This is a genomic window from Profundibacter sp. (assembly GCF_056498605.1).
This window is the reverse complement of record NZ_JBSMEZ010000169.1, coordinates 1-21727: the sequence shown is the minus strand read 5'-3', so window position 1 is coordinate 21727 and position 21727 is coordinate 1. Positions and strand designations below refer to the sequence as shown.

24 protein-coding genes are annotated in these 21727 nt (G+C 57.2%); 3 read left to right on the top strand and 21 right to left on the bottom strand.

Annotated elements, in window-relative coordinates; translation table 11 throughout:
* Nucleotides 1-17: 17 nt before the first annotated feature.
* The 14 genes from ftsH to ruvC all read right to left on the bottom strand — a co-directional run bounded on the left by ftsH (nucleotide 18) and on the right by ruvC (nucleotide 12658).
* Nucleotides 18-1943, bottom strand: coding sequence for an ATP-dependent zinc metalloprotease FtsH (gene ftsH, locus ACWB12_RS17025; RefSeq protein ID WP_479531297.1), 1926 nt, complete (start codon nucleotides 1941-1943; stop codon nucleotides 18-20).
* Between the two features lie 81 nt (nucleotides 1944-2024).
* A complete protein-coding gene (tilS, locus tag ACWB12_RS17020; protein ID WP_479531296.1) occupies nucleotides 2025-3278 on the bottom strand; it encodes a tRNA lysidine(34) synthetase TilS in 1254 nt (417 codons plus the stop codon).
* Nucleotides 3275-4096, bottom strand: coding sequence for a tol-pal system protein YbgF (gene ybgF, locus ACWB12_RS17015; protein WP_479531295.1), 822 nt, complete (start codon nucleotides 4094-4096; stop codon nucleotides 3275-3277). The genes tilS and ybgF overlap by 4 nt, the downstream gene beginning before the upstream one ends.
* Nucleotides 4097-4111: 15 nt before the next feature.
* Entirely contained in the window at nucleotides 4112-4624 is a 513-nt protein-coding gene (gene pal / locus ACWB12_RS17010; RefSeq protein ID WP_479531294.1) for a peptidoglycan-associated lipoprotein Pal, read from the bottom strand.
* Between the two features lie 157 nt (nucleotides 4625-4781).
* Nucleotides 4782-6122, bottom strand: a complete 1341-nt coding sequence (tolB, locus tag ACWB12_RS17005; protein ID WP_479531293.1) for a Tol-Pal system beta propeller repeat protein TolB — start codon at nucleotides 6120-6122, stop codon at nucleotides 4782-4784.
* A complete protein-coding gene (locus ACWB12_RS17000; RefSeq protein WP_479531292.1) occupies nucleotides 6119-7219 on the bottom strand; it encodes an energy transducer TonB in 1101 nt (366 codons plus the stop codon). The genes tolB and ACWB12_RS17000 overlap by 4 nt, the downstream gene beginning before the upstream one ends.
* Nucleotides 7220-7223: 4 nt before the next feature.
* A complete protein-coding gene (locus ACWB12_RS16995; protein WP_479531291.1) occupies nucleotides 7224-7697 on the bottom strand; it encodes an ExbD/TolR family protein in 474 nt (157 codons plus the stop codon).
* Between the two features lies 1 nt (nucleotide 7698).
* Entirely contained in the window at nucleotides 7699-8394 is a 696-nt protein-coding gene (gene tolQ / locus ACWB12_RS16990) for a protein TolQ (protein ID WP_479531290.1), read from the bottom strand.
* Between the two features lie 126 nt (nucleotides 8395-8520).
* Nucleotides 8521-8907, bottom strand: coding sequence for a tol-pal system-associated acyl-CoA thioesterase (ybgC, locus tag ACWB12_RS16985; protein ID WP_479531289.1), 387 nt, complete (start codon nucleotides 8905-8907; stop codon nucleotides 8521-8523).
* Nucleotides 8904-9533 carry a hypothetical protein gene (locus ACWB12_RS16980; protein ID WP_479531288.1) on the bottom strand — a complete coding sequence of 210 codons (630 nt, stop codon included), beginning with the start codon at nucleotides 9531-9533 and terminating at the stop codon, nucleotides 8904-8906. Before ACWB12_RS16980 ends, ybgC begins: the two co-directional genes overlap by 4 nt.
* Before the next feature lie 57 nt (nucleotides 9534-9590).
* A complete protein-coding gene (gene ruvB, locus ACWB12_RS16975) occupies nucleotides 9591-10610 on the bottom strand; it encodes a Holliday junction branch migration DNA helicase RuvB (RefSeq protein WP_479531287.1) in 1020 nt (339 codons plus the stop codon).
* The gene (locus ACWB12_RS16970; RefSeq protein WP_479531286.1) at nucleotides 10607-11491 is read right to left on the bottom strand and encodes a GIY-YIG nuclease family protein; all 885 of its coding nucleotides are present in this window, start codon (nucleotides 11489-11491) and stop codon (nucleotides 10607-10609) included. Before ACWB12_RS16970 ends, ruvB begins: the two co-directional genes overlap by 4 nt.
* 4 nt (nucleotides 11492-11495) lie before the next feature.
* Nucleotides 11496-12155 carry a Holliday junction branch migration protein RuvA gene (gene ruvA / locus ACWB12_RS16965; protein WP_479531285.1) on the bottom strand — a complete coding sequence of 220 codons (660 nt, stop codon included), beginning with the start codon at nucleotides 12153-12155 and terminating at the stop codon, nucleotides 11496-11498.
* Nucleotides 12152-12658: a crossover junction endodeoxyribonuclease RuvC gene (gene ruvC / locus ACWB12_RS16960; protein WP_479531284.1), complete on the bottom strand. Its 507-nt coding sequence runs from the start codon at nucleotides 12656-12658 to the stop codon at nucleotides 12152-12154. The genes ruvA and ruvC overlap by 4 nt, the downstream gene beginning before the upstream one ends.
* Before the next feature lie 332 nt (nucleotides 12659-12990).
* Here ruvC and ACWB12_RS16955 point away from each other — a divergent pair, with 332 nt between their 5' ends.
* Complete coding sequence (locus ACWB12_RS16955; RefSeq protein ID WP_479531283.1) at nucleotides 12991-13233, top strand: DUF1127 domain-containing protein; 243 nt, start codon at nucleotides 12991-12993, stop codon at nucleotides 13231-13233.
* A 169-nt stretch (nucleotides 13234-13402) separates the two neighbouring features.
* Here ACWB12_RS16955 and ACWB12_RS16950 read toward each other — a convergent pair whose 3' ends face one another.
* The 4 genes from ACWB12_RS16950 to ACWB12_RS16935 form a co-directional block, all read right to left on the bottom strand.
* Nucleotides 13403-13753 carry a hypothetical protein gene (locus ACWB12_RS16950; RefSeq protein WP_479531282.1) on the bottom strand — a complete coding sequence of 117 codons (351 nt, stop codon included), beginning with the start codon at nucleotides 13751-13753 and terminating at the stop codon, nucleotides 13403-13405.
* A gap of 100 nt (nucleotides 13754-13853) precedes the next feature.
* The gene (locus ACWB12_RS16945) at nucleotides 13854-14729 is read right to left on the bottom strand and encodes a 50S ribosomal protein L11 methyltransferase (RefSeq protein ID WP_479531281.1); all 876 of its coding nucleotides are present in this window, start codon (nucleotides 14727-14729) and stop codon (nucleotides 13854-13856) included.
* A 165-nt stretch (nucleotides 14730-14894) separates the two neighbouring features.
* Nucleotides 14895-15527 carry a peptide-methionine (S)-S-oxide reductase MsrA gene (gene msrA / locus ACWB12_RS16940; RefSeq protein WP_479531280.1) on the bottom strand — a complete coding sequence of 211 codons (633 nt, stop codon included), beginning with the start codon at nucleotides 15525-15527 and terminating at the stop codon, nucleotides 14895-14897.
* 12 nt (nucleotides 15528-15539) lie between these two features.
* The gene (locus ACWB12_RS16935) at nucleotides 15540-16778 is read right to left on the bottom strand and encodes an MFS transporter (protein WP_479531279.1); all 1239 of its coding nucleotides are present in this window, start codon (nucleotides 16776-16778) and stop codon (nucleotides 15540-15542) included.
* Between the two features lie 118 nt (nucleotides 16779-16896).
* Here ACWB12_RS16935 and ACWB12_RS16930 point away from each other — a divergent pair, with 118 nt between their 5' ends.
* Nucleotides 16897-17958 (top strand): YeeE/YedE family protein, encoded by a 1062-nt coding sequence (locus ACWB12_RS16930; RefSeq protein WP_479531278.1) that lies wholly within the window; start codon nucleotides 16897-16899, stop codon nucleotides 17956-17958.
* An 11-nt stretch (nucleotides 17959-17969) separates the two neighbouring features.
* Here the strand turns inward: ACWB12_RS16930 and ACWB12_RS16925 are convergent, their stop codons facing one another.
* On the bottom strand, nucleotides 17970-18227 hold the full coding sequence (locus ACWB12_RS16925) for a hypothetical protein (protein WP_479531277.1): 258 nt from the start codon (nucleotides 18225-18227) through the stop codon (nucleotides 17970-17972).
* A gap of 30 nt (nucleotides 18228-18257) precedes the next feature.
* Nucleotides 18258-20453 (bottom strand): primosomal protein N', encoded by a 2196-nt coding sequence (locus ACWB12_RS16920; RefSeq protein ID WP_479531276.1) that lies wholly within the window; start codon nucleotides 20451-20453, stop codon nucleotides 18258-18260.
* Between the two features lie 89 nt (nucleotides 20454-20542).
* Between ACWB12_RS16920 and fsa the strand changes: the two genes are divergently transcribed.
* A complete protein-coding gene (fsa, locus tag ACWB12_RS16915) occupies nucleotides 20543-21196 on the top strand; it encodes a fructose-6-phosphate aldolase (protein WP_479531275.1) in 654 nt (217 codons plus the stop codon).
* Nucleotides 21197-21315: 119 nt separating this feature from the next.
* Here the strand turns inward: fsa and ACWB12_RS16910 are convergent.
* A partial coding sequence (locus ACWB12_RS16910) for a hypothetical protein (RefSeq protein WP_479531274.1) occupies nucleotides 21316-21727 on the bottom strand: 412 nt, incomplete at its 5' end.

Here is a 21727-nt window from a genome sequence, read left to right as displayed (position 1 = left end):
TTGTTTGTTATCTGCCGCTAGGATGGTTCCGGTTCCATGCCATCATCCTTTGGCTTGCGCTTGACCTTCGGTTTTGGCTTGGTCTTGGGAATGGCCGTGATGCTGGGCGCGTTGCCCTTGTCGGATTCATCATCCTCGTCATCGTCCAGCTGAGGCGGCTCACCCCGCATCACCCGCTTGATTTCTTCGCCCGTCAGGGTTTCATATTCCAGCAACCCCTGCGCAAGGCGCTCAAATTCAACCTTGTTCTTTTTGAGAATCGCCAGCGCATTATCATAGCCGTCATCAATAAACCGCTTCACCTCTTGCTCGATGGTCTCCTTGGTGGTCGCCGACACCGAAAACCCCATAGTGTTACCGGTATAGCCATCGTGGGCTTCAGAATAGTCAATGTTGCCGACCTTGTCGGACATACCCCAACGCATAACCATCGCGCGTGCCAGACTGCTGGCCTGCTGGATATCGCCCGCCGGACCACTGGAAACGCTTTCGGCACCATATTTGAAAATCTCGGCAGCTTTGCCAGCCATTGTCATGGTGATTTTCTCGAGCGCCTCATCGCGGAACATCGAAACCTTGTCCATCTCAGGCAAAGACACAACCATGCCCAAAGCCCCGCCACGCGGAATGATTGTGGCCTTATAGACCGGATCGGTTTTGGTCAGTTTCAGACCGACAATAGCATGCCCCGCCTCGTGATAGGCCGTTTTTTCCTTCTGCTCGTCCGTCAGCACCATAGAGCGGCGCTCGGCCCCCATCATCACCTTGTCTTTGGCGGCCTCGAAATCTTCCATCGTTAAGAACCGGCGACCAAGGCGCGCGGCCATCAGTGCAGCCTCGTTGACCAGATTGGCAAGGTCCGCACCGGAAAACCCGGGGGTGCCGCGGGCAATGATGCGCAAATCTACGTCAGGGCCCAGCGGGGTTTTACGGGCATGCACCTGCAAAATCTTGTCGCGGCCCTTGATATCAGGATTTGGCACCTGAACCTGACGGTCAAAACGGCCTGGACGCAACAAGGCCGGGTCCAGAACATCAGCACGGTTGGTGGCGGCTAGAATGATCACACCCTCGTTGGCGTCAAAGCCGTCCATTTCAACCAGCAACTGGTTCAGCGTCTGTTCACGCTCGTCATTGCCACCGCCATAACCGGCACCGCGCGAGCGGCCCACAGCGTCAATCTCGTCAATAAACACAATGCAAGGCGCATTTTTCTTGGCCTGCTCGAACATATCGCGCACACGGCTGGCACCAACACCAACAAACATTTCCACGAAATCGGACCCCGAGATGGTGAAAAACGGAACGCCAGCCTCGCCAGCAACGGACCGCGCCAGCAGCGTCTTACCTGTGCCGGGAGGACCGATCAGCAACGCCCCCTTGGGGATTTTACCGCCAAGGCGCGAATATTTCTGCGGGTTGCGCAAAAATTCGACGATCTCTTCCAGCTCTTCTTTGGCTTCATCAATGCCCGCAACATCATCAAAGGTGACGCGGCCCTGCTTTTCGGTCAGCATCTTGGCTTTGGATTTACCAAAACCCATTGCCCCGCCTTTGCCGCCACCCTGCATCCGGTTCATCATAAAGAACCAGAACCCGATCAACAGCAGCACTGGCAACAACATCCCGATCAGCGATACAAAGCCGGATTGCTCTTGGCGCTCGGCCTGAACCTCCACACCATTTGCAATCAGCATGTCGGTGACTTTCGCATCCGCTGGCCGGATGGTGGCGTAATCTTTGCCATCGGTGCCGTGGAACAGAACCTTTTCGCCATCCAGCGTCACAGATTCCACATTGCCATCATTCACAGACTGCACAAATTCCGAATAGCTCAGGGCACGGGATTGCAATGCACCCTCGCCGCTGCTGAACAGGTTGAACAAAGCGAGGATCAATATAAACAGCACGACCCAGAAAGCCAGATTTCTAGCGTTGCCCACAGGCATTCTCCTTAAACCGATTTGGCGCGCGAGAATCTTTCTCGCAGCCACCTGTCTAAAATAGGGATTAGGCCAGTTAGTTCAATGCGATAAAATGGTAGAAATGAAATGATCTGCCCCAAATAGCGCAGATGTGGCCCATCCGTTGGACAATCCGGCCAATGGTGCGGCGATTAGCGCCTGATTTTGCCACACCGCCGGACTTGCAAGCAATGAGGCGCGCGGGATACCCGTTTCGCGCCAATCCGGACATTGCGCCAATCCCGCCTCGCCCAACGCCCGCAGCTCTAACCCTTTGGCATGTGGGCCGCAAATCTGCCAGCGGTTGTCCCAGATGACATCCGTCGGGCAAATCACATCCTTCACCGCCTGATGTTCGCGCATGATGCGGATTTCGGATTTATTCGGGGCAATCAGGCAGCCGTGCAAGGTCGAAACTTTGTTTGAATGAATGGCACGCCCGACATCCACTAACGCCATTCGGCGCGGGCGGTATTCAGCGCATGACACCCAGCACAAGGCATGTGACAGCAATCTGGCGCCAATCTCCTGTGGCAATAAATGGAATTTCTTGCGGTCAAGAACAACATCCCCACAATCTATGCTGGCAATCTCAAGGGCCGCATTTTGGGTTTGGAGTTCCAGTGCCTGCCTTGCCGATTGCAAATCTTGCGCTGTGCCTGCTAACCGCGCGGCATCGATCCCCAACGGAGCCAGCGCCTTCATGACTTTGCGCGCCTTTACCCGTTCAAACCGCTCATCTTCATTTGAGGGGTCATCAATCCACTTGATGTCTTGACCCTGTAAATGATCCCGCAACTCCTGACGCAGTTGCAACAATAACGGGCGCACCCATGTCACACCGTCGGCATTGCGCATTTTCTGCATCCCCGACAACCCATCCACCCCCGACCCGCGCGCAAGGCGCATCAGGAATGTTTCCGCCTGATCATCCGCCGTATGACCCAGCGCAATCGTTTCAATGCCCCGTTCCTTGGCCCACGCTGCCATCAACCGATACCGCGCCCGTCGCGCCTGATCTTGCAAATTGCCTTTGCCGTCCCAATCCGTCCAGTTCAGTGTGGTGTGAGCAATACCGAGCCCCGCACAAAATTCTGCCACGTCTTTGGCCTCATCCGCTGCCGCCTTGCGCAAGCCGTGATCTACCGTCACCGCGTGCAAGGTAATATTCTGATCAGCCGCCCACATATGCATAAGGTGCAACAAAGCCGTTGAATCGCTGCCGCCGGATACGGCGACGCCAATCACATCAGGCGGGCAGTGACCAAAGGCTGTGGCGATATAGTGGAGTAGATATTCGTCCAGAATACTCAACTGCAACCTAGATTGCGCATGCTTGATTGCGCCTCGAGCACCATTTCCGAGCTTGGGAACCGGCTGCCAACCTCGCCCAACGTCACGCAAGCCTCGCTTTGTTGGCCAAGTGCGCCCAGCGACGTGCCCAGTTTATACAAGGCCTCAGGCGCCTTGGGCCCGTCCGGTGCGCCGGAAAAACTGTCCAGATAAGCGCGAGCCGCGCTGGTCATTTCACCCATGTTTTCAAACGCTTGCCCGCGCATGAAATGTGCGTCAGCACTCATTGGCCCACCGGGGTAGGTCTGGGTAAAGGTCGCAAACTGCTCAGCGGCGCTGCGAAAGTCACCGGATGCGAGCGCCTCCTGCGCCCGCTCAAAGTCGCTCCGTTCACCGACAGCTAACTCGGTTGTGTCAATCGTGCTGGGGGGCGGGGTTGCTGGGCCGCTGGGGGCGTCGCCACCACCCAAAGTGCTGGTTTCACCCAGATTGCTAACGTCGCCGCCTTCCAGTTCAACCAAACGGAATTCCAGATCACCGATCCGGTTGGTGCCATCCGTGACCACACGATTGATCCGGTTCTCCAACTGTTCGGATTTCGCCGTCAGCTTTTGCAACGCAGCTTCGATCGCATCAATGCGTTCCAGCGGCGTGTTGCCACCCACGTTGGTGCCGGGCGCACCCGTGGTGGACAACTCGCGCTTTAGCCGCTGCACTTCGACAAACAGCACCGACAGTTCCTGGCGAATATCAGCCAACGTCTGATCATCGGCCTGGGCCATCACAGGGGCAACCCCACAGATCGACAATCCAATAAGTAGCGCGAGTATCCGTGTCATTTAGTCGTCCTTCAGTTACGCGCCCGCACCTGCCGAAATAACGGTGACTGCGCGACGGTTCTTGGCATAACATGCCTCGGCCGAGCAAACCTCGATCGGGCGTTCCTTGCCATATGTTAACGTGCGCAAGCGGCTGCCTGCAATCCCTTGTGAAATCAGGAACTCGGAAACCGCATTGGCGCGGCGAGCGCCCAGTGCAAGGTTATATTCACGCGTGCCCTGTTCATCCGCGTGGCCCTCGATGATGGCGGCATATTCGGGGTTGGCTTGCAACCATCCGGCCTGTGCCGTCAATGTTGCGCGTCCAGCGGGTGTCAGGGTGCTGGTGTCTACCGCAAACAGCACCCGATCCCCGATGGTTTGGTTGAAATAGGCGGGTGAACGCGGGTCCGACGCCGGATCGACCGGTGTCACTTGGCCTGTGCCAGTTCCTGTGCCTGAACCGTTTCCGGCCAGATTTCCCGGATTGGTGCAGGCCCCAAGGCCCAGTGCCGCAACGATGAGGATCGCTTTGTAAAGATGTGTCATGGGTTATCCCTTGCTCTGTTTTTGTTGGCTCGATTGCCGATTACATATCATCAAGCGCTCCGTTTGGGAACGCTGCTTCATTTCCCACATTCTGAAGGGTGCAAAACATATCTACTAAACTAGTTTAGTAGTTCTATTTTCCGCCCCCCACCCGCGTTTATTTCAACAATGGCGACCATGCCGGATCCGACGCGCCGCCGTCTGTTTTCACCCGACGCAAATTACGCCCGCTGATGTCGACTGAATATAGCCCAACCGCCCCGCCCTCGCCTGCGGTTTCGCGCATGAACATAATCACCCGACCATTCGGCGACCAGCTTGGCCCTTCATCCAGAAAGGATGCCGTCAGCAGGCGTTCTTCCGATCCATCCACCCGCATCACCCCGATGTGAAACCGGCCCTTGTTCTGCTTGGTGAAGGCCACCAGATCGCCACGCGGCGACCAAACCGGCGTGCCATAGCGCCCCGACCCAAAACTGATCCGGCGGGCATCCCCACCGTTTGCGGGCATGATGTATAGCTGTTGATTGCCCGACCGGTCACTTTCAAACACGATCTGTTTGCCATCGGGCGAAAAACTGGGCGCGGTTTCAATTGACGGCTCAGACGTCAGGCGCACAGGGGTGCCGCCACCGATGTTCATGCGGTAAATATCGGTATTGCCGCCCGAAGACAGTGAATAAACCACCGTTTGGCCGTTCGGCGAGAACCGTGGCGCAAAGGTCATGGTTCCCTCCTGATCCGCCAATGCACGGCGGCCAACGGACGCTACATCCAGCACGTAAATTTTGGGGAACCCCGTTTCATAGGACGTATACAGCACGCGGTCTCCCGTGGGTGAAAACCGCGGCGCCAGAACCAGCGATCGGCTGTCGGTCAAAAACTGCACATTCGCCCCGTCATAATCCATGATTGCCAAACGCTTCTTGCGGTCGTTCTTGGGGCCGGTTTCCGAAACGAACACCACGCGGCTGTCAAAATAGGCCCCCTCGCCAGTGATCCGGCTATAGGCTGCATCGGCCACCTTATGCGCCATGCGCCGCCAGCTGGTGGTGGTGCCGCCAAATTGCAGCCCCTCGCCCAATGGTGCGCCGGAAAACACGTCAAACAGACGGAACTTTACCGTCACCTTGTTGCCTGACACACTCACCGCCCCGACAATCAACGCCTGCGCATTGATCGCCTTCCAGTCGGCGTATTGCACGGGGCTGTCAAAATTGGTGACAGTGGAAATAAACGCATCCTTGGGGATTTCGCGGAACAAACCCGTGCCTGTCAAATCCGCCGCAACCACGCGGGCAATCTGGTTGGCAAATTCACTGCCTGCCGCATTTTCCGCGACAAAATCCGGCACCGCAAAGGGCAATGGCTCGATCACCCCGTCGGTGATTTCGATGCGTAAAGGTTCGGCTTGCGATTGTGTGGCCGCAACAAACGGCAACACGAAAAGCGCCGCCACTAGGGCCAATGCAGTCGTCATACGGTGTTTCATGTTCATTTGATCCTCATTTTTTCTGGATTAAACGTCATTTCGATCTCGCGCCAATGGGAATATTTTTCAATCGGCAACTTATAGCCACCTTTGGTGCAGCGGATTATTGCCCGTCGTGCTGCCTCAAACGCCTGTTTTGCGGCAGCGGATGATCCGCCCGATGACGAAAGCATACGGATTGATCCATTATCGGGTTTACCGTCTTTGCCCATAGTCATGGTCACAACGACAGTTGTTTGCAGCGCGTCGGTAGATAGCGATCCGACATTCCAGCAACTGGAAACAGCGACCCGCAATGCGTCCTTATCGCCCCCCGTCAGCGGCGGGCCGGTCGGGGCTGAGCTTTCCGCCTGTAGCGCCCGCAATGTATCGTCAATTGCTATATCCGCTGGCGCATCCTCCCTGCTACTGGTGGCGGGTTCTGCGGTTTCAACCGGCGGCGTTGGCCGTTTGGGGCGGGCCGAGGGGCGGGACGAACTGGTCGGAGCCGAGCTTGGCGGCTCGTCCGCTTCGGTCACGATCCGGTCGTTGGCCTCTTCGGGCGCGGTTGCTTCTGCGGGCTCAGTCTGGGGTTGGGCATCGCTGCTATCGATGGTTTGCTCGCGGGTCTCGTCCGCCACCTCGGTATCGGGCGGCGGTGCCTCGACAGGGGTCGGTGCCACACGCGGGGCCGGACGGGGCGATGCGGTTGTTGCGGGCGGGGCCAGCACGACGGGATTATCCTGCGCCGGAGGAGACACCACATCAGGCGGCGTTTCAACCACATCGGGCAAAGGCGATGGGGCTTCGACCACATCGGGGGCGACATCAGCGGGGGGCGGTGTTTCCTCGACCGGCGGCTTTGGCACCTCGGGCGGGCTTTCGACAACGGGTTGTTCGGGCGGTGTATCTGTGACTTCCGGCGCGGGCGGTGTCGGGATGGTCTGCGTAGCCTCGGGCGCCGGTTGCGGCGCACTTAGGGCGGCGAATTCTTCGGTGGAAATAATCGACACAGCAGATACCTCAATCGGATCATCTGGCGCACGCACAAACAGCCCGCCAATCATGGCCCAAGCCAACAAGGCCGCATGCCCGATACCAGATATATAGTGGCCCGTTGCCATCAGATTAGCCGCCACTGCCGTCTAATGTGGGCCCACCGGAATCCGTGACCAGACCGATATTGCTAAACCCACCCGCATTCAGCGCGCCCATAACCTTGGCAAAACTGTCATAGGGCAAAGCCCCGTCCGCCCGCAGATAGATCATCTTGCTGTCACGCTCCGCCGAAATCGCCCGCAGTTTCGGGATCAACTGATCCATACCGATTTCGGTTTCCTGCACCATGATCAACCCGTCCGCCGTTAGCGTAATGGTCAGCGGCTCTTCCTGTTCTGTGGGCAAGGCACTGGCCGCGGTTTCAGGCAATTCCACCGGAACCCCCACCGTCACCAACGGGGCCGCTACCATAAAGATGATCAACAACACCAGCATCACATCCACAAACGGCGTGATGTTGATCTCGCTCATCGCAGCCGCATTGCCACCGCGACGACGCCGACGTCGCCGCCCGCTCTGGTTTTTCTGGATGACGTTCGCCATATCAGCTGTCCAACTGACGGCTAAGGATCGTGGCAAACTCGTCGGCAAAGGCCTCGTAGCCCGAAATGATCCGGTCACTGTCTGACGACAGCTTGTTATAGAAAACCACCGCAGGGATCGCGGCCAACAGACCCAGCCCCGTGGCCAGCAACGCCTCGGCAATACCGGGCGCGACCACGGCCAGATTGGTGCTTTGTTGTTGGGCGATTTCGATAAAGGCATTCATGATGCCCCACACCGTGCCAAACAGCCCGACAAACGGTGCGGTGGAACCTACGGTGGCGATAAACGACATGCCGGTGTTCAACTTTTCCGCCTCTTTGGCGATCGCCACATCCATAGACCGGTCGATGCGCGACTGCGCGCCAGCAATCAGCCCGCCATCTTCGCGGTGCGATCTGCGCCACTCCATCATCCCAGCCGCAAATACCTTTTCGGCAGGGCCATCGGGGGAGGCACCGATTTTGTCAAACAATTCGTCCAGCGGCTCGCCGGACCAGAACGCCTGATCAAACACATCCGCCTCGGCCCGTGATTTACGGTAAGCGATCGTTTTGGTGATGATGATCGACCATGACCAGAACGAGGCCACCATCAACAAAAGCATCACTAATTTTACAGTAAGGGTTGCGCGCAAAAAAAGCGCCAAAAAGGAGAAATCAATCTCCTGCGCCATCGCAAGGGTCTCAGTTTCCATATGCCTGCTCTTTTTTGGTTGGCCACTCTAACGGCAGCTCTGATTAAAAGCAGATATAGGGGGTATTTCTTTGGAATGCTATCAAATGCACGTCATAACCCCGCGCTTGCAGGCGGGTTTGGGCGATTAATGCAACAATTGGCGGATATTTGCCGGCATTCTGGCCACTTGGCCGCCCTCCGACACCACAACAACCGTCACAACCGCATGAAAAATCGTTTGCGCGCCGCGTTTCACCACCTGATCCATGATCAGCCGCGCCCCCGTGACCTGTGTGACCTCGGTTTCCACCACCAGTTCATCGTCCAGATGCGCCGAGGCCAGATAATCCGCCTCTATGCGCCGCACGACGAAAACCTGCCCCTCGGCCTTCATCGCCCGCTGATCAATCCCCAAGCCCCGCACCCAGTCGGAACGTGCGCGTTCGATATACTTCAGGTAATTGGCGTAATAGACGATACCGGCCATGTCCGTATCCTCGTAATAGACGCGTATATCTAACCTATGTGTCATTCACTCGCCCCCATCCTCGCAAACAATCGCAACGCGTGGGATTTATCGCGTGCGGCCACCGGCATCACCGGATCATAGGCCGCAGTGATCAAGGCCGCAATCTCGGGGCGCAATATAACCGCGCCCCCATCTGGCAGCACCGCCAAAGGCGACTTTGTGGCAAACGCCGCCTCGCCCCACATCAAAATCGCCTGCACCGCTTGGCCCAGCGCCAATATGTCGGCCTGCATTTCCGCCATCACACCCGCCATCCGGATAAACACGAAACACGCCTGAATGCCGCCGTCATCCTCGAACCGGAAGGCGCGGTATTGGTTCGCATCCGCTGCCTTCAAACGCGCCACAACCCCATCCAGATCAGGGATCATCTCGCCCAGTTTGGGCACCTCCAGCAACTCGTCCCAATCCCGAAAAAAGAACATCATCAGGTTCGCACCCAATTCCATATCGGTCTCGGCCATCTTATGCGCGGCCAATGTCACCACCGCCTCGACCGCGCCCTTGACCACCGACAGGGTTTCCTCGTCCACACCAAACACCACCGGCACGATCGGGCGCCCCCAACGGGCAAAGGCATACTCCCCATCCGCACGCATAAAGTGCCGCTCAATTTCTTCCGGAATCATCTCATTTTCGTTCCACAAATATCCGCGCCGCAGGCATAGAATTTCTATCGCCCAACCTCAACCAAACAAATCCGTATTTGATTTCGGCGCTGCCATCCCCAAATGCGTCCACGCCTTGGCCGCCAGCATCCGCCCGCGCGGGGTGCGCTGGATCAGGCCTTGCTGCAACAGATAAGGCTCGATCACCTCTTCCAGCGCATCGCGGCTTTCCGACAGCGCCGCACACATGGTTTCAATCCCCACAGGCCCGCCTGCGTAATTTTCAGCAATCAACGTCAAATAGCGCCGGTCCGCCCCGTCCAGCCCCAAATGATCGACCCCCAACCGTGTTAACGCATTATCGGCCAAACCTTGCGACACCTTGCCACCAGCCTCGACCACCGCAAAATCCACCACGCGACGTAACAACCGCCCCGCAATCCGTGGCGTGCCACGGGCCCGTTTGGCGATCTCGCGGGCGCCCGCATCCTCGCATTGAACCCCCAGCAGACGCGCCCCGCGCACCACGATCTCGTGCAACTCGTCCTCGGTATAAAATTGCAACCGCACCGGAATACCAAACCGGTCCCGCAGTGGCGTGGTCAACAGACCCAGCCGCGTCGTCGCCCCGACCAACGTAAAGGGCTGCAATTCTATCCGAACCGTGCGCGCTGCTGGCCCCTCGCCGATCACCAGATCCAGCTCGAAATCCTCAAGTGCGGGATACAAAACTTCCTCGACCACAGGGTTCAACCGATGAATTTCATCAATGAACAACACATCATTGGCCTCAAGATTGGTCAATATCGCCGCCAAATCCCCCGCCTTGGCCAGCACCGGCCCAGAGGTCATACGAAAATTCACCCCCAGCTCGCGGGCCATGATCTGTGCCAACGTGGTTTTGCCCAAACCGGGCGGGCCATGAAACAACACATGATCCATCGCTTCCTTGCGCATCCGCGCGCTCTCGATAAACACTCGCAAATTGGCCCGCGCGTCGGCCTGTCCAATAAAATCGTCCAACACCTGCGGACGCAAGGCGCGGTCACGGTCCTCGGGTTGCGGATCGGGGCGCAATGTGGGGTCTGGTTCAGTCATGCGTTCAATCCATGTTCGCGTGTATGAAGGCGGTCCATCCAACTGTGTTCCCATTGTATCACCTCTTCAGGTTCGGCATCAGGGGTCAGCAGTTGCAATATGGAAAACCGAAAATGGATTGGGTCGCGCTCGGCAAGCCCGAGCGTAACACCCTGATCCCTTGCCACATGCTCCTGCCAGCGCCCCAACAGGTTGTCCACCCCGTAAGCAGAGCCGACATACCGCGCGCCATCGCTTTCATCAACAATCAGATAAATCCCCCGCCACTCGCGCAATCGCGCAGCCCAACTTGCAGGTAGCGATCTGATCATTGGGCCGGAGACGATGAAATCGTCCCAGTCAGCCGCAGGGGGGATCAGCAGGCTTTCCTCACTCAGCGCAATAATCTCAGCATCCAGGTTTTCTGCAATCCGCACATAGGCGCGCCCTGCTGGAACAGCAATCTGAATGCGCCCTTTGAAGCGCTGCAATGCATCCATCGGTGTCATTGTAAATTTGGTCTGGGTGCCGCCTCTTGGAATGTGGCGTCGTGGCGAAGTGTCCGTCGCCCCAAATGCATATTCTAATTCATCAAACCGCGGGTCCGCGTAAATTTCCTCGACAGGGCGTTCCTCACTACTCAGCTCACGTAGGCCAACAAACAACAGCTTACGGTCTCCTGTATGAACGAAAGTCGCGGCTAGAGGGCGCTTTATCAATGTTGCCGTCGCTTGCGGGCTATGGACGCTATTATATGCCTCAAACAGATCGGGGCGTTCACCCGCCAAATAGGGCAACATACGGCGAAGTTTTTGAATACTGGTCGTGTGTAAAATCATCGACACATCTTTGGGCGAAATCCCCTCCGCCTCCAGTAACGCATTGAACCCAAACGCCGTCATCACATCACCCCTTCGGTGCCAACAGTTTCAACGCCGCACGGATCAGCCCAGCCGTGTCCGCCTCTGGCATCTCACCCGCCGCCTGCGCCACCGCCCCTGCCGCGTCGCCTGGCCCATAGCCAAGGTTGGCCAGCGCCGATAACGCATCGGATTGAGCCGCCGCCGATGTAGGTTCCATCACTGGCGTAACCGCCTCAATCACCTCGACGTCTGCCGCCACGTCGCCCTGCGCCGCCACCAATGTGCCGCCTAACGCCATCGCCGCTGGCGCTTTGTCCTTCAACTCCAACACCACCCGTTGTGCGGTTTTCGGCCCCACGCCCTTGGCCACCTTGATCGCATTCACATCGCCCAGCGCCACCGCACGGCTGACCCCTTCGGCCCCCAATGCGCCCAAAATCGCCATCGACGCCTTGGCCCCGATGCCCTGAACCGACATCAGCAAGCGATGCCATTCCTTTTCCAACAATGTGGTAAACCCGAACAGTTGCAGATTATCCTCGCGCACCAGCAGCTCGGTGAACAGCCCCACCGCCTCGCCCACACTGGGCAGTGCCGCCATGGTGCGGTCCGACAGGTAAACGATATACCCGACCCCGCGCACATCAATCAGCACATGGTCGCTTGCGCGGTATTCCAACCGCCCTGAAATCTTGCCAATCATGCATTTGCCTTTCGTAACGCGGCCTCATATTGCCCCGCCGTCTGCACATGATGCGCATGACAAATCGCAATTGCCAACGCATCCGCCGCATCCGATCCGGCCAGATCAACCCCGGGCAGTTGCAAACGCACCATATGCGCCACCTGCCCTTTGTCGGCATGGCCCACACCCACAACCGTTTTCTTGACCTTGTTGGGCGCATATTCCCCGACGCTCAACCCCGCCTGCGCCGGCACCAGCATCGCAATGCCCCGCGCCTGACCCAGTTTCAGGGTGCCCGCCCCGTCCTTGTTCACAAATGTCTGCTCGACCGCCGCTGTTTCAGGGGCGAACCGCGCCATAACCTCGCTTAACTGCACATGCAGGGATAATAGGCGTGTCGCCAGATCATCGCCAGTTGAATGGCAAACCCCGTTGCCCACATGCGTCAGCCGCGATCCCGCCACGTCAATCACACCCCAACCAAGGTTTCTTAGCCCCGGATCAATCCCGATAACACGCATACTGCTCCTCACCACTTTCGGCTTTTGTTGCCTTTGCGCCACGATTAGCACGAAACGCGAACATTTGCCAAACAGAAACCAATAGGGGCCAAAATTAGGTGCGGATGTCGCTAAAGCCACTTTTGGGCGGAATTCGACATTAAGAACGTCAAAACCGACAGCCATATGTCGCAATTTTGACAAAGATTACAAAGTATTAACCGTGAGTTCGAGCTATGCGTAAAATGCATATTAGATATGCAATATCTTTATCTTGCTAGACGTTTCGCCACCCCCTAAGTGGCCTTTTAGAAACAACAGCATATCGCTGCATCAACAAAAGGATGACTATCATGGCTACTTATGAAAACACCCGTCTGCTGGTCGACGGTGCACGCGGTTCCGACCTCGGCATTTCGCGCGGCGTCTATCGCGTCACAACCTTTGTGACTGATCTGGCCCAAACATTCACCAAATGGAACAGTGCCCGCAAAACCCGCAAGGTACTGTCCAAATTGTCGGATTATGTGCTGGAAGACATCGGCCTGACCCGTGGCGACATCAGCTCGTTTTCGGCTGGACACACATTCCACTAACCGAAAGCAAACTGCATTTAACCTGAATCGGAATTCACCCTAAAAGTGGGCGGATTCCGATACTTTTTTTGCCTCGCATTAAATGCAAAGCGCTATAAACGAACAGACACAAACGAAAAACCGCGCCCAAACAGGCGCGGTTTTTTACGTTTGAAAAGAGCGCGTTTTCTTAACGTAGAACTGAATTGATTTGTGAGGCGACCCACTGCGTTACCGGATCGGCAGACATCCCGTAGGCGCCGACTTTTTCGATCGCGGTGCCCGCCTGCAGGCTTGCCACACGATTGTTGTATGTTGCCTCGCCCAGCTGGGCCAGCAGAAACCCTTTGAAAGCAAAGAACGCAACAAAGCAAAGAGCAATGCCTTTCCAGGGAAAGCGCGGCCCACTACGGCGCACTTTTGCGATGATCAAACCGTCATGGTTTACTGAGGTAACGTACCCACTGGCCAATTTACGGTGGCGCTTGTTGATGCGCTTCACACGTTTGCCAAAATCTTTCATATTCAAATCAATAGCCATGATATTCTCTTGCAGCTAGGCCCCCGCCATGTAGACAATATCGTGTCCAAATGTGGCGGAACTAAGGCGATTATGACAACATTGAGGTATTTCAGGCTGGTTACGTTGGGTCTTTTTGCAGCATTAGCGTCGTCCACTCAACAATCGCATCCCGTTGCACCAGATTAAATCCATTCCGTGCATAAACCTCGATTACCTCATCTGCTTGCTCGTTCAGAATGCCCGATAGAATCGCATAGCCCGCAGGCGCTATAGAATCGGCCATATCAGGGGCCAATCCAATCAACGGGCCTTTCAGGATGTTGGCGAATACCAGATCAAACGGCGCGGCGGCTTGCAACACAGGCGCGTCAAACCCCGCAGCCTCGACGCAAATCACCCGCCCCTCCAGATCATTGCACGCCACATTGGCCCGCGCCACATCCACGGCTTGGGCGTCAATATCGCTGGCCAGAACCGGATTTGGCCATATCCGCGCCGCCGCCATCGCCAAAACGGCGGTGCCACAACCAATGTCGGCCACGTTTTTACCAATAAATCCGCCGCGGGCCAAACTGTCCAAGGCCCGCAAACAGCCCAACGTGGTGCCATGATGCCCAGTGCCGAACGCCATCGCCGCCTCGATCAGCAACGCCACCGCCCCATCTGGCACGCGGTCCGCGTCGTGGCTGCCATAAACAAAGAACCGCCCCGCCTGCACCGGAGACAGCTCGCGCTTCACATGCGCCACCCAGTCCACTTCGGGCAGTTCCGACACCACAAAGGGTTTCGCGTCATACATTACCGCAAACAGCGCCAACCCCGCCTCGTCCGGTGGCTCGACAAAATACGCGCCAACCTCCCAAAGACCGGATCCATCCTCGACCTCGAACACCCCGACACCTGTGGGTTCCGGCATCAACCGCTCCAGCGCCTCGCCCAGCGCTTCGGCCGGTTTTTGTCCGGTTAGGGTGGTCAGGGCTGTGAATGTGGGCATGTCGTTCTCCGATATAACATTACTGGCGGCTTAGGCACGCAGATCAAGAGGGTCAAGCCTTACCCATTTTTGTTCCCTGGGATTCGCCGGTTCTCGCCTGAAACGATCTCCCAGATCGTTTCCAAGACGGCTGCAACTCCGCGCCGGAGGCATCAGGTCTTTAGCCTAGTCGGCTCCAATCACACAACTCACCCCCGTGCCGCCAATCCCGCAATAGCCTTGCGGATTTTTAGCCAGATACTGCTGATGATAGCCTTCTGCGTAATAAAACGTGGGCGCGGCCTCTATCTCGGTCGATATAGCCCCATACCCCGCCGCCGCCAAAATAGGCGTGAATTTGTCACGGCTCGCCTTGGCCAACGCCGCCTGTTCATCCGAATAGGTATATATCCCCGACCGGTATTGCGTGCCACGATCATTGCCTTGGCGCATGCCTTGGGTCGGGTCATGCCCCTCCCAGAACACCCGCAGCAAATCCTCATAGGACACGACTGCGGGATCATAAATCACCCGCACCACCTCGTTATGCCCAGTCTGCCCGCCGCAGACCTCTTGATAGGTCGCGTTCGGGGTAAACCCGCCCGCGTAGCCAACCATCGTCAGCCAAACCCCGTCAATCTGCCAGAAAATCCGCTCCACACCCCAAAAACAGCCCATGCCGAACATCGCCTGCTCCATGCCATCGGGCACAGGGGCTTTTAGCGAGCGCGCCGTTAGAAAATGCGCCTCTGCCGTCGGGATTGCATCTGTGCGCCCTTGCAGGGCGTTTTCGGCTGTAACAGTCTTGGCCTTAAACATTCTGAATTCCTTTTATTCCGCCGCGACATATCCGCGTGAAAACCGTGTCTCGTTGCCCTTTTCGGGATGACGCGGGATCATCAGCGCCAACATCAGCGACACCAGCGCCATCCCCGCCGCCAGCCCAAACACAGCCCCCGGTGATGTAACCCACAAATACCCCAATAGCGCCGGTAAAAATACCGCCGAAATGTGGTTGATAGTAAACGCCACGGCGGCAGTGGGCGCAATATCCTGCGGGTCGGCGATTTTCTGAAAATAGGTCTTTAACGCGAACGCCAGTGCGAAAAACATATGGTCAATCACATAAAGCGTCGCCGCCAGCACCACCCCCCAGCCAAAATAGAATATCCCGCCATATAATGAAAACACCACCACCAGCCCGACATATTCAAATATCAGCGTGTTACGCTCGCCAAATCGCCCAACCGCACGGCCCATCATTGGCGCGAACACCATGTTGGCGATCAGATTAATCAGGTATAACGCCGTGATCTCATGCACCTTGAAGCCGAACTTCTCGACCATCATGAAACCAGCGAACACCACGAAAATCTGGCGGCGTGCCCCGGCCATGAATTGCAGCGCATAGTATAGCCAATAGCGCTTGCGCAGGATCATCTTTTTGACTTGCGGATGCGGCGCCTCGAACTGCGGGTAAGCCACCAGCGCGAATATTGCCACAAGGGCGGTAAACCCGCCCGACACCATGTAAACAAAGTTATAACCCAGATCGAACCGCTGCCAAGTCAACACGATCAGCACATAGGCGATCAGTGTCGCGGCTGATCCCGCCGCCACGATCCAGCCCAGCGTTTGCGGGGCTGTTGCCTTGTCGATCCATTGCAATTGCAGCGACTGGTTCACGGTTTCATAATAGTGGAACCCGATGGACGACAGCATAGTGATGGTCAAAATCCCGCCCAATGACGGGAATTGCGCGGTCATCGCTGTGGCCACCCCCAACAGCACCAGCATCACCAAGCCCAACACCTGTTCGCGGATAAATACGATCAACGCAATCACCCCGATTGCCAAAAACCCCGGGATTTCACGGATCGAATGCAGCCAGCCGATTTCGACACCGGTAAATCCAGCCTCTTCAATGACAAAGTTGTTCAAAAGCGCCGACCATGTTGAAAACGCCACCGGCATCGCCGCCGACATTAAAAACAACAGGAAAATCGGGCGTCGCCAAAACGGCAATGCGTCGGCCTGCGCCAGTGTTACTCGGGTGGGGTGCGTTTCCATGTCCCACCCTTAGGCGGATTATTTACATTTCACCAGTATTGCTTTTGTGATCTATATCAAGGAACATAATCACAAATCAGAATATGTCGCGTGCAACAGTAAACACCCCGAGGCCCAAATGGATATTCTGCCCCTTGTAGAACGAATTGGTGAAAATCCGACAGGCGCGCTGTTCGGGCTGATCACGGGCGTGATCTTCGGCGTCGCGGCGCAACGCTCGCGGTTCTGTCTGCGCGCCGCCACCATCGAATTTGCCCGTGGCCGGATGGGGCCGTCGATGACGGTGTGGTTGCTGACCTTTTCAACGGCGCTGGTCTGGGTGCAGGGCGCTAATCTTTTGGGCATGATGCGGGTCGAAGAAGCCCGCATCATGGCGATCACCGGCTCTTGGTCCGGTGCAATCATTGGCGGGTTGGTGTTTGGCGTCGGCATGGTGCTGGCGCGGGGCTGTTCGGGCCGCTTGCTGGTGCTGGCCGCCACGGGAAACCTGCGCGCCGTTGTGTCGGGGCTGGTGTTCGCCGTTGTGGCACAGATGAGCCTGCACGGCTGGATCACCCCGTTTCGCAACTGGCTGGCCTCATTGTGGATCACCGCCGATGGCCACAACATGAACCTTTTGACCGAATTGCGCCTGCCCGACTGGGGCGGCTTTGCCTTGGGCGTCGCGTTAGCGGGCGTCGCCCTTTATGAGGCGCGGCGCAACCAGATGAGCATCATGCGTCTGGTCTTTGCCTCGGGCGTCGGCTTTGCGGTCGCGGTTGGCTACCTGCTGACCTTTGCGCTGTCCGAAGTCAGCTTTGAGCCGGTCACAGTTGCCAGCGCCACTTTCACCGGACCATCGGCCAGAACACTTATGTTCCTGCTTGATAATACCGCGGTCCTTGAATTCGATGTCGGCCTTGTGCCCGGTGTGTTCTTGGGGTCGTTCATCGCCTCGATGTTGGCCCGCGAATTCCGCTTTCAGGGGTTCGAGAACGAGGCCAACATGCGCCGCTCGATGACGGGGGCCGTTATGATGGGCTTTGGCGGCATGCTGGCGGGCGGCTGTGCGATTGGCAACGGCGTCACGGGGGCATCCATTCTGGCAGGCACCGCATGGCTGGCGCTATTTTGCATGTGGATCGGCGCGATGGTGACCGATTATCTGGTCGACCAGCGGCGGGTGGGCCTGCCTGCCTAGACGTTGGCCTGTTATTTCAACTTTCGAAGGAAGACAAAGAAAAGTGCCGGCAACAAAATACCACCAACGAGTCCGCCGTAAATATGCGCGTCAAATTGAGTGGACGCACCCGGGATAAACAAAGATATTCCAAAAATAATCGAAATGACCGAGCCCAAAAACCCCCATGCAGCCACAAGGAAGCAGGCTGCTGACAACACTTGTGTTATGGCTAATATCCATACCCTTTTCTTGGAATTGCCGGATTTATCCAGTGGTCTGTCGTTCAAAATTTTACCTCTACAATTGGAACACTTAAGCTACAAAAAACTCTGCGGATCAATGTCTATCGCCACCCGCACGCTATTAGGCACCCTGAACTGCGCCACCCATGCCTTGATCGCCGCTTGCAACGCCACCCCCTTGTCGGCCTTGATCAACAGGCGCACCCGATGACGCCCCCTGATCCGCGCAATCGGCGCTGGCGCTGGCCCGAACACTTGCGCTGACACGGCCCGCAACGGTCCATCGCGGCGCGCCATATCTGCCGCCAGATCAAACACCACGGCGGCATCCTCGCATGATAAAATGATCCCCGCCATCCGCCCATAGGGCGGCACGCCAGCCGCCTCGCGTTCCCGCGCCTCGGCCTGCCAGAACGACTCCTCGTCACCTGACAAAATAGCGCGGATCACGGGGTGGTCAGGCTGCGTGGTCTGCAACAGCGCCAGCCCCTTTTTCTCGACGCGCCCCGCCCGCCCTGAAACCTGCCGCATCAGCTGGAACGTGCGCTCGGCCGCCCGCATGTCGGACCCTTGCAGGCCCAGATCAGCATCCACCACCCCGACCAAGGTCAACAACGGGAAGTTATGCCCCTTGGCCACCATCTGGGTGCCAATAATAATATCACAGCCCCCCGCCGCTATTCTTTCAATCTGCTCTTTCAGCGCCCGTGCGGATCCGAACAAATCGGACGACAACACCGCCACGCGCGCGTCAGGAAACAGCGCCGCCACCTCTTCGGCCAACCGCTCCACCCCGGGGCCAACCGCCGCCAGCTTGCCCGCGACTTCGCAGGACGGGCACACTTCTGGCATCGGTTTGGTCTCGCCACACTGATGGCACATCAGCCGCTTTTGAAACCGGTGCTCTACCATCCGCGCATCGCAATGATCACAGCCAATCTGGTGCCCGCACGCCCGACACACCGTAGTCGGCGCATAGCCCCGCCGGTTGATGAACAGCATCGCCTGCTCGCCCTGCGCCACCCTTGCGGCCACCGCATCGCGCAAGGTCGGCGATATCCAACGCCCCATCGGAATATCCTCAACCCGCAGATCAATCGCCCGCAACTCCGGCATCACCGCCGCCCCGTATCGCGCCGTCAATTCCAGCCGCTTATACTTGCCCGCCTCGGCATTGGCCCATGTTTCCAGCGACGGCGTGGCCGAGGCCAGCACCACTTGGGCTGAACACAGGGATGCGCGCAAAACCACCATATCGCGGGCGTTATACAGCACACCCTCTTCCTGCTTGTAGGAAGTGTCATGCTCCTCATCGACCACTACCAACCCCAAATCGCGGAACGGTAAAAACAGCGCTGATCGTGCCCCGACCACCAGTTGCACCGCGCCTTCACCCGCCATTTTCCACAAACGACGACGCTCGGTCATGGTCACGCCCGAATGCCACTCGCCGGGCTTGGACCCGAACCGCGCCTCGACCCGTTTCAAAAACTCCGCCGTCAGCGCGATCTCGGGCAACAGCACCAGCGCCTGCCTGCCCTGCTTCAAACACTCGGCCACCGCCTCCAGATAAACCTCGGTTTTGCCCGACCCGGTGACCCCCTTTAGCAAGGTGGTGCCATAGACACCGCGGGCGACATCGCGGCGCATCACCTCCGCCACCTCGGCCTGATCCGGCGTCAATTCCACCCCGCTAAAATCCGCGTCCAGCGGCGCATAGGGCAAATCGCGCGGGCTGTCTTCTTCCCGAACCACACCTTGCTTGACCAACCCCTTGATCACGCTTGATGATACCCCCGCCACCTCGGCCAACTCACCCAAGGTAAACGACAAACCGTCGTAATCCCCCAGCGCCTTGATCACCCGTCGCCGTGCGTCCGTCGCCCGATCCGGCTCGCCCACGCCCAGCCGGTAAACCTTGCGCATCATCGGTGAGTCCCCCAACCCCGGCGCACGGGTGGCAAGGCGCAACATCATCGACATCGGCGTCATGGTGTAGGCGGCAGCGCGGGTTAAAAACCCCTGCAATTCATCCCGCATCGGCGCCACATCCAGCACGCGGATCACCGAACGCGCCTTTTTCAGATCAAACCCGCCACGCCCCTTGCCCCAAACCACGCCAATCACCTTGCGCGGCCCCAGCGGCACCTCGACAAACGCGCCCGCCATGCAGCCACCTTCGGGCGCTTTATAGTCCAGCAGCCGATCAATAGGTTGTGAAGTTAGAACAGCAACCAGTATACCTTCGTCAAAAAACCCGTTATCAGACATTTGTTACCTCGTCATTTTGGGCTTTTCCGCCCCAAATGTTTGCGCTAACAGTAGTGGAACATCGCAAAGCACATGCAAGGAATTCGTAAATGCAATTTTTCATAGACACCGCCGAAGTCGAAGACATCAAAGAACTAAACGATCTGGGCATGGCCGACGGCGTCACCACCAACCCGTCCCTGATCATGAAATCGGGCCGTGACATTCTGGAAGTCACCAAGGAAATCTGTGGCATCATTGACGGACCGGTATCCGCCGAAGTCGTGGCGATGGACGCTGAAAATATGCTCAAAGAAGGCCGCAAACTGGCCAAAATCGCCGATAACATCGCGGTTAAGGTCCCGCTGACATGGGCCGGCCTGAAAACCTGCAAGGCGCTGTCATCGGACGGCATCATGGTCAACGTCACCCTGTGCTTTTCGGCCAACCAGGCGTTGCTGGCTGCCAAGGCAGGGGCGACATTCATTTCGCCGTTTATCGGGCGTCTGGACGACATAAACATTGATGGCATGGACCTGATCGCCGACATTCGCACGATCTATGATAATTACGGTTTCGAGACCCGCATTCTGGCCGCCTCGATCCGCTCCGTCAACCACATGACGCAAGCCGCCCTGATCGGCGCCGATGTCTGCACCGCCCCGCCCGCTGTGATTAAGAAAATGGCGGACCATGTGCTGACCGACAAGGGGCTGGAAGGCTTCATGAAGGATTGGGCCAAGACGGGGCAGAAAATTCTGTAAACTCTCAGCTTGCTTTTAAAGCACCATGAATATTCACCCGTCTACCAATGCAGCAATCGCCAGAGGTAGACGGGACTTTCTTTCCAATGGCAATGGCTGCTTTGGGCCGGTCGAAGTTTTTACCCCACTAGAAAGCTAGCCTCTGACAAGAGTGTCTTCACTTGCTGAATAATCGCTTGGACTTTCTGGGCCTCATCTTGGGCGGTTCGAAAGGTTTCTTGGTCGAAGTATGCCTTCTCGTGCAGCAAATCACGACGCAGGTTTCGAAACTCTTTCAATGAATTGAAGAGATCAACGTCATCAACGCCTAGAACCACTAACTTCTTCTCGTAGGTGCCTCTATCGACTTTTTTGTACGCTGCGGCCCCACGATGCTTAACGATTAAAAGATGCAAAATTGCCTCCAGCCACATGCCTGAGAAGGTAATGTACACCAAGGCGCTCTTGAAGCTTGTCTGATCTGGATCCAGCGTTTTTATCCAGCCTTCCCCATCCGGCCGGGGCTGAAGCCCTTTCTCTAGGTGCTCCTCC

Bases quoted from the DNA above. Each gene is read 5' to 3' on its own strand.
- pal (WP_479531294.1), bottom strand. From the start codon at position 4,624: ATGACACATCTTTACAAAGCGATCCTCATCGTTGCGGCACTGGGCCTT.
- fsa (WP_479531275.1), top strand. From the start codon at position 20,543: ATGCAATTTTTCATAGACACCGCCGAAGTCGAAGACATCAAAGAACTA.
- msrA (WP_479531280.1), bottom strand. From the start codon at position 15,527: ATGTTTAAGGCCAAGACTGTTACAGCCGAAAACGCCCTGCAAGGGCGC.
- tolB (WP_479531293.1), bottom strand. From the start codon at position 6,122: ATGAACATGAAACACCGTATGACGACTGCATTGGCCCTAGTGGCGGCG.
- ACWB12_RS16935 (WP_479531279.1), bottom strand. From the start codon at position 16,778: ATGGAAACGCACCCCACCCGAGTAACACTGGCGCAGGCCGACGCATTG.
- tolQ (WP_479531290.1), bottom strand. From the start codon at position 8,394: ATGGAAACTGAGACCCTTGCGATGGCGCAGGAGATTGATTTCTCCTTT.
- ruvC (WP_479531284.1), bottom strand. From the start codon at position 12,658: ATGCGTGTTATCGGGATTGATCCGGGGCTAAGAAACCTTGGTTGGGGT.
- ACWB12_RS16980 (WP_479531288.1), bottom strand. From the start codon at position 9,533: ATGATTCCGGAAGAAATTGAGCGGCACTTTATGCGTGCGGATGGGGAG.
- ACWB12_RS16955 (WP_479531283.1), top strand. From the start codon at position 12,991: ATGGCTACTTATGAAAACACCCGTCTGCTGGTCGACGGTGCACGCGGT.
- ACWB12_RS16945 (WP_479531281.1), bottom strand. From the start codon at position 14,729: ATGCCCACATTCACAGCCCTGACCACCCTAACCGGACAAAAACCGGCC.
- ACWB12_RS16950 (WP_479531282.1), bottom strand. From the start codon at position 13,753: ATGGCTATTGATTTGAATATGAAAGATTTTGGCAAACGTGTGAAGCGC.
- ruvA (WP_479531285.1), bottom strand. From the start codon at position 12,155: ATGATTGGCAAGATTTCAGGGCGGTTGGAATACCGCGCAAGCGACCAT.
- ybgF (WP_479531295.1), bottom strand. From the start codon at position 4,096: ATGACACGGATACTCGCGCTACTTATTGGATTGTCGATCTGTGGGGTT.
- ACWB12_RS16970 (WP_479531286.1), bottom strand. From the start codon at position 11,491: ATGACGGCGTTTGGGTTCAATGCGTTACTGGAGGCGGAGGGGATTTCG.
- ACWB12_RS16920 (WP_479531276.1), bottom strand. From the start codon at position 20,453: ATGTCTGATAACGGGTTTTTTGACGAAGGTATACTGGTTGCTGTTCTA.
- ruvB (WP_479531287.1), bottom strand. From the start codon at position 10,610: ATGACTGAACCAGACCCCACATTGCGCCCCGATCCGCAACCCGAGGAC.
- ybgC (WP_479531289.1), bottom strand. From the start codon at position 8,907: ATGACACATAGGTTAGATATACGCGTCTATTACGAGGATACGGACATG.
- ACWB12_RS16930 (WP_479531278.1), top strand. From the start codon at position 16,897: ATGGATATTCTGCCCCTTGTAGAACGAATTGGTGAAAATCCGACAGGC.
- ACWB12_RS17000 (WP_479531292.1), bottom strand. From the start codon at position 7,219: ATGGCAACGGGCCACTATATATCTGGTATCGGGCATGCGGCCTTGTTG.
- ACWB12_RS16995 (WP_479531291.1), bottom strand. From the start codon at position 7,697: ATGGCGAACGTCATCCAGAAAAACCAGAGCGGGCGGCGACGTCGGCGT.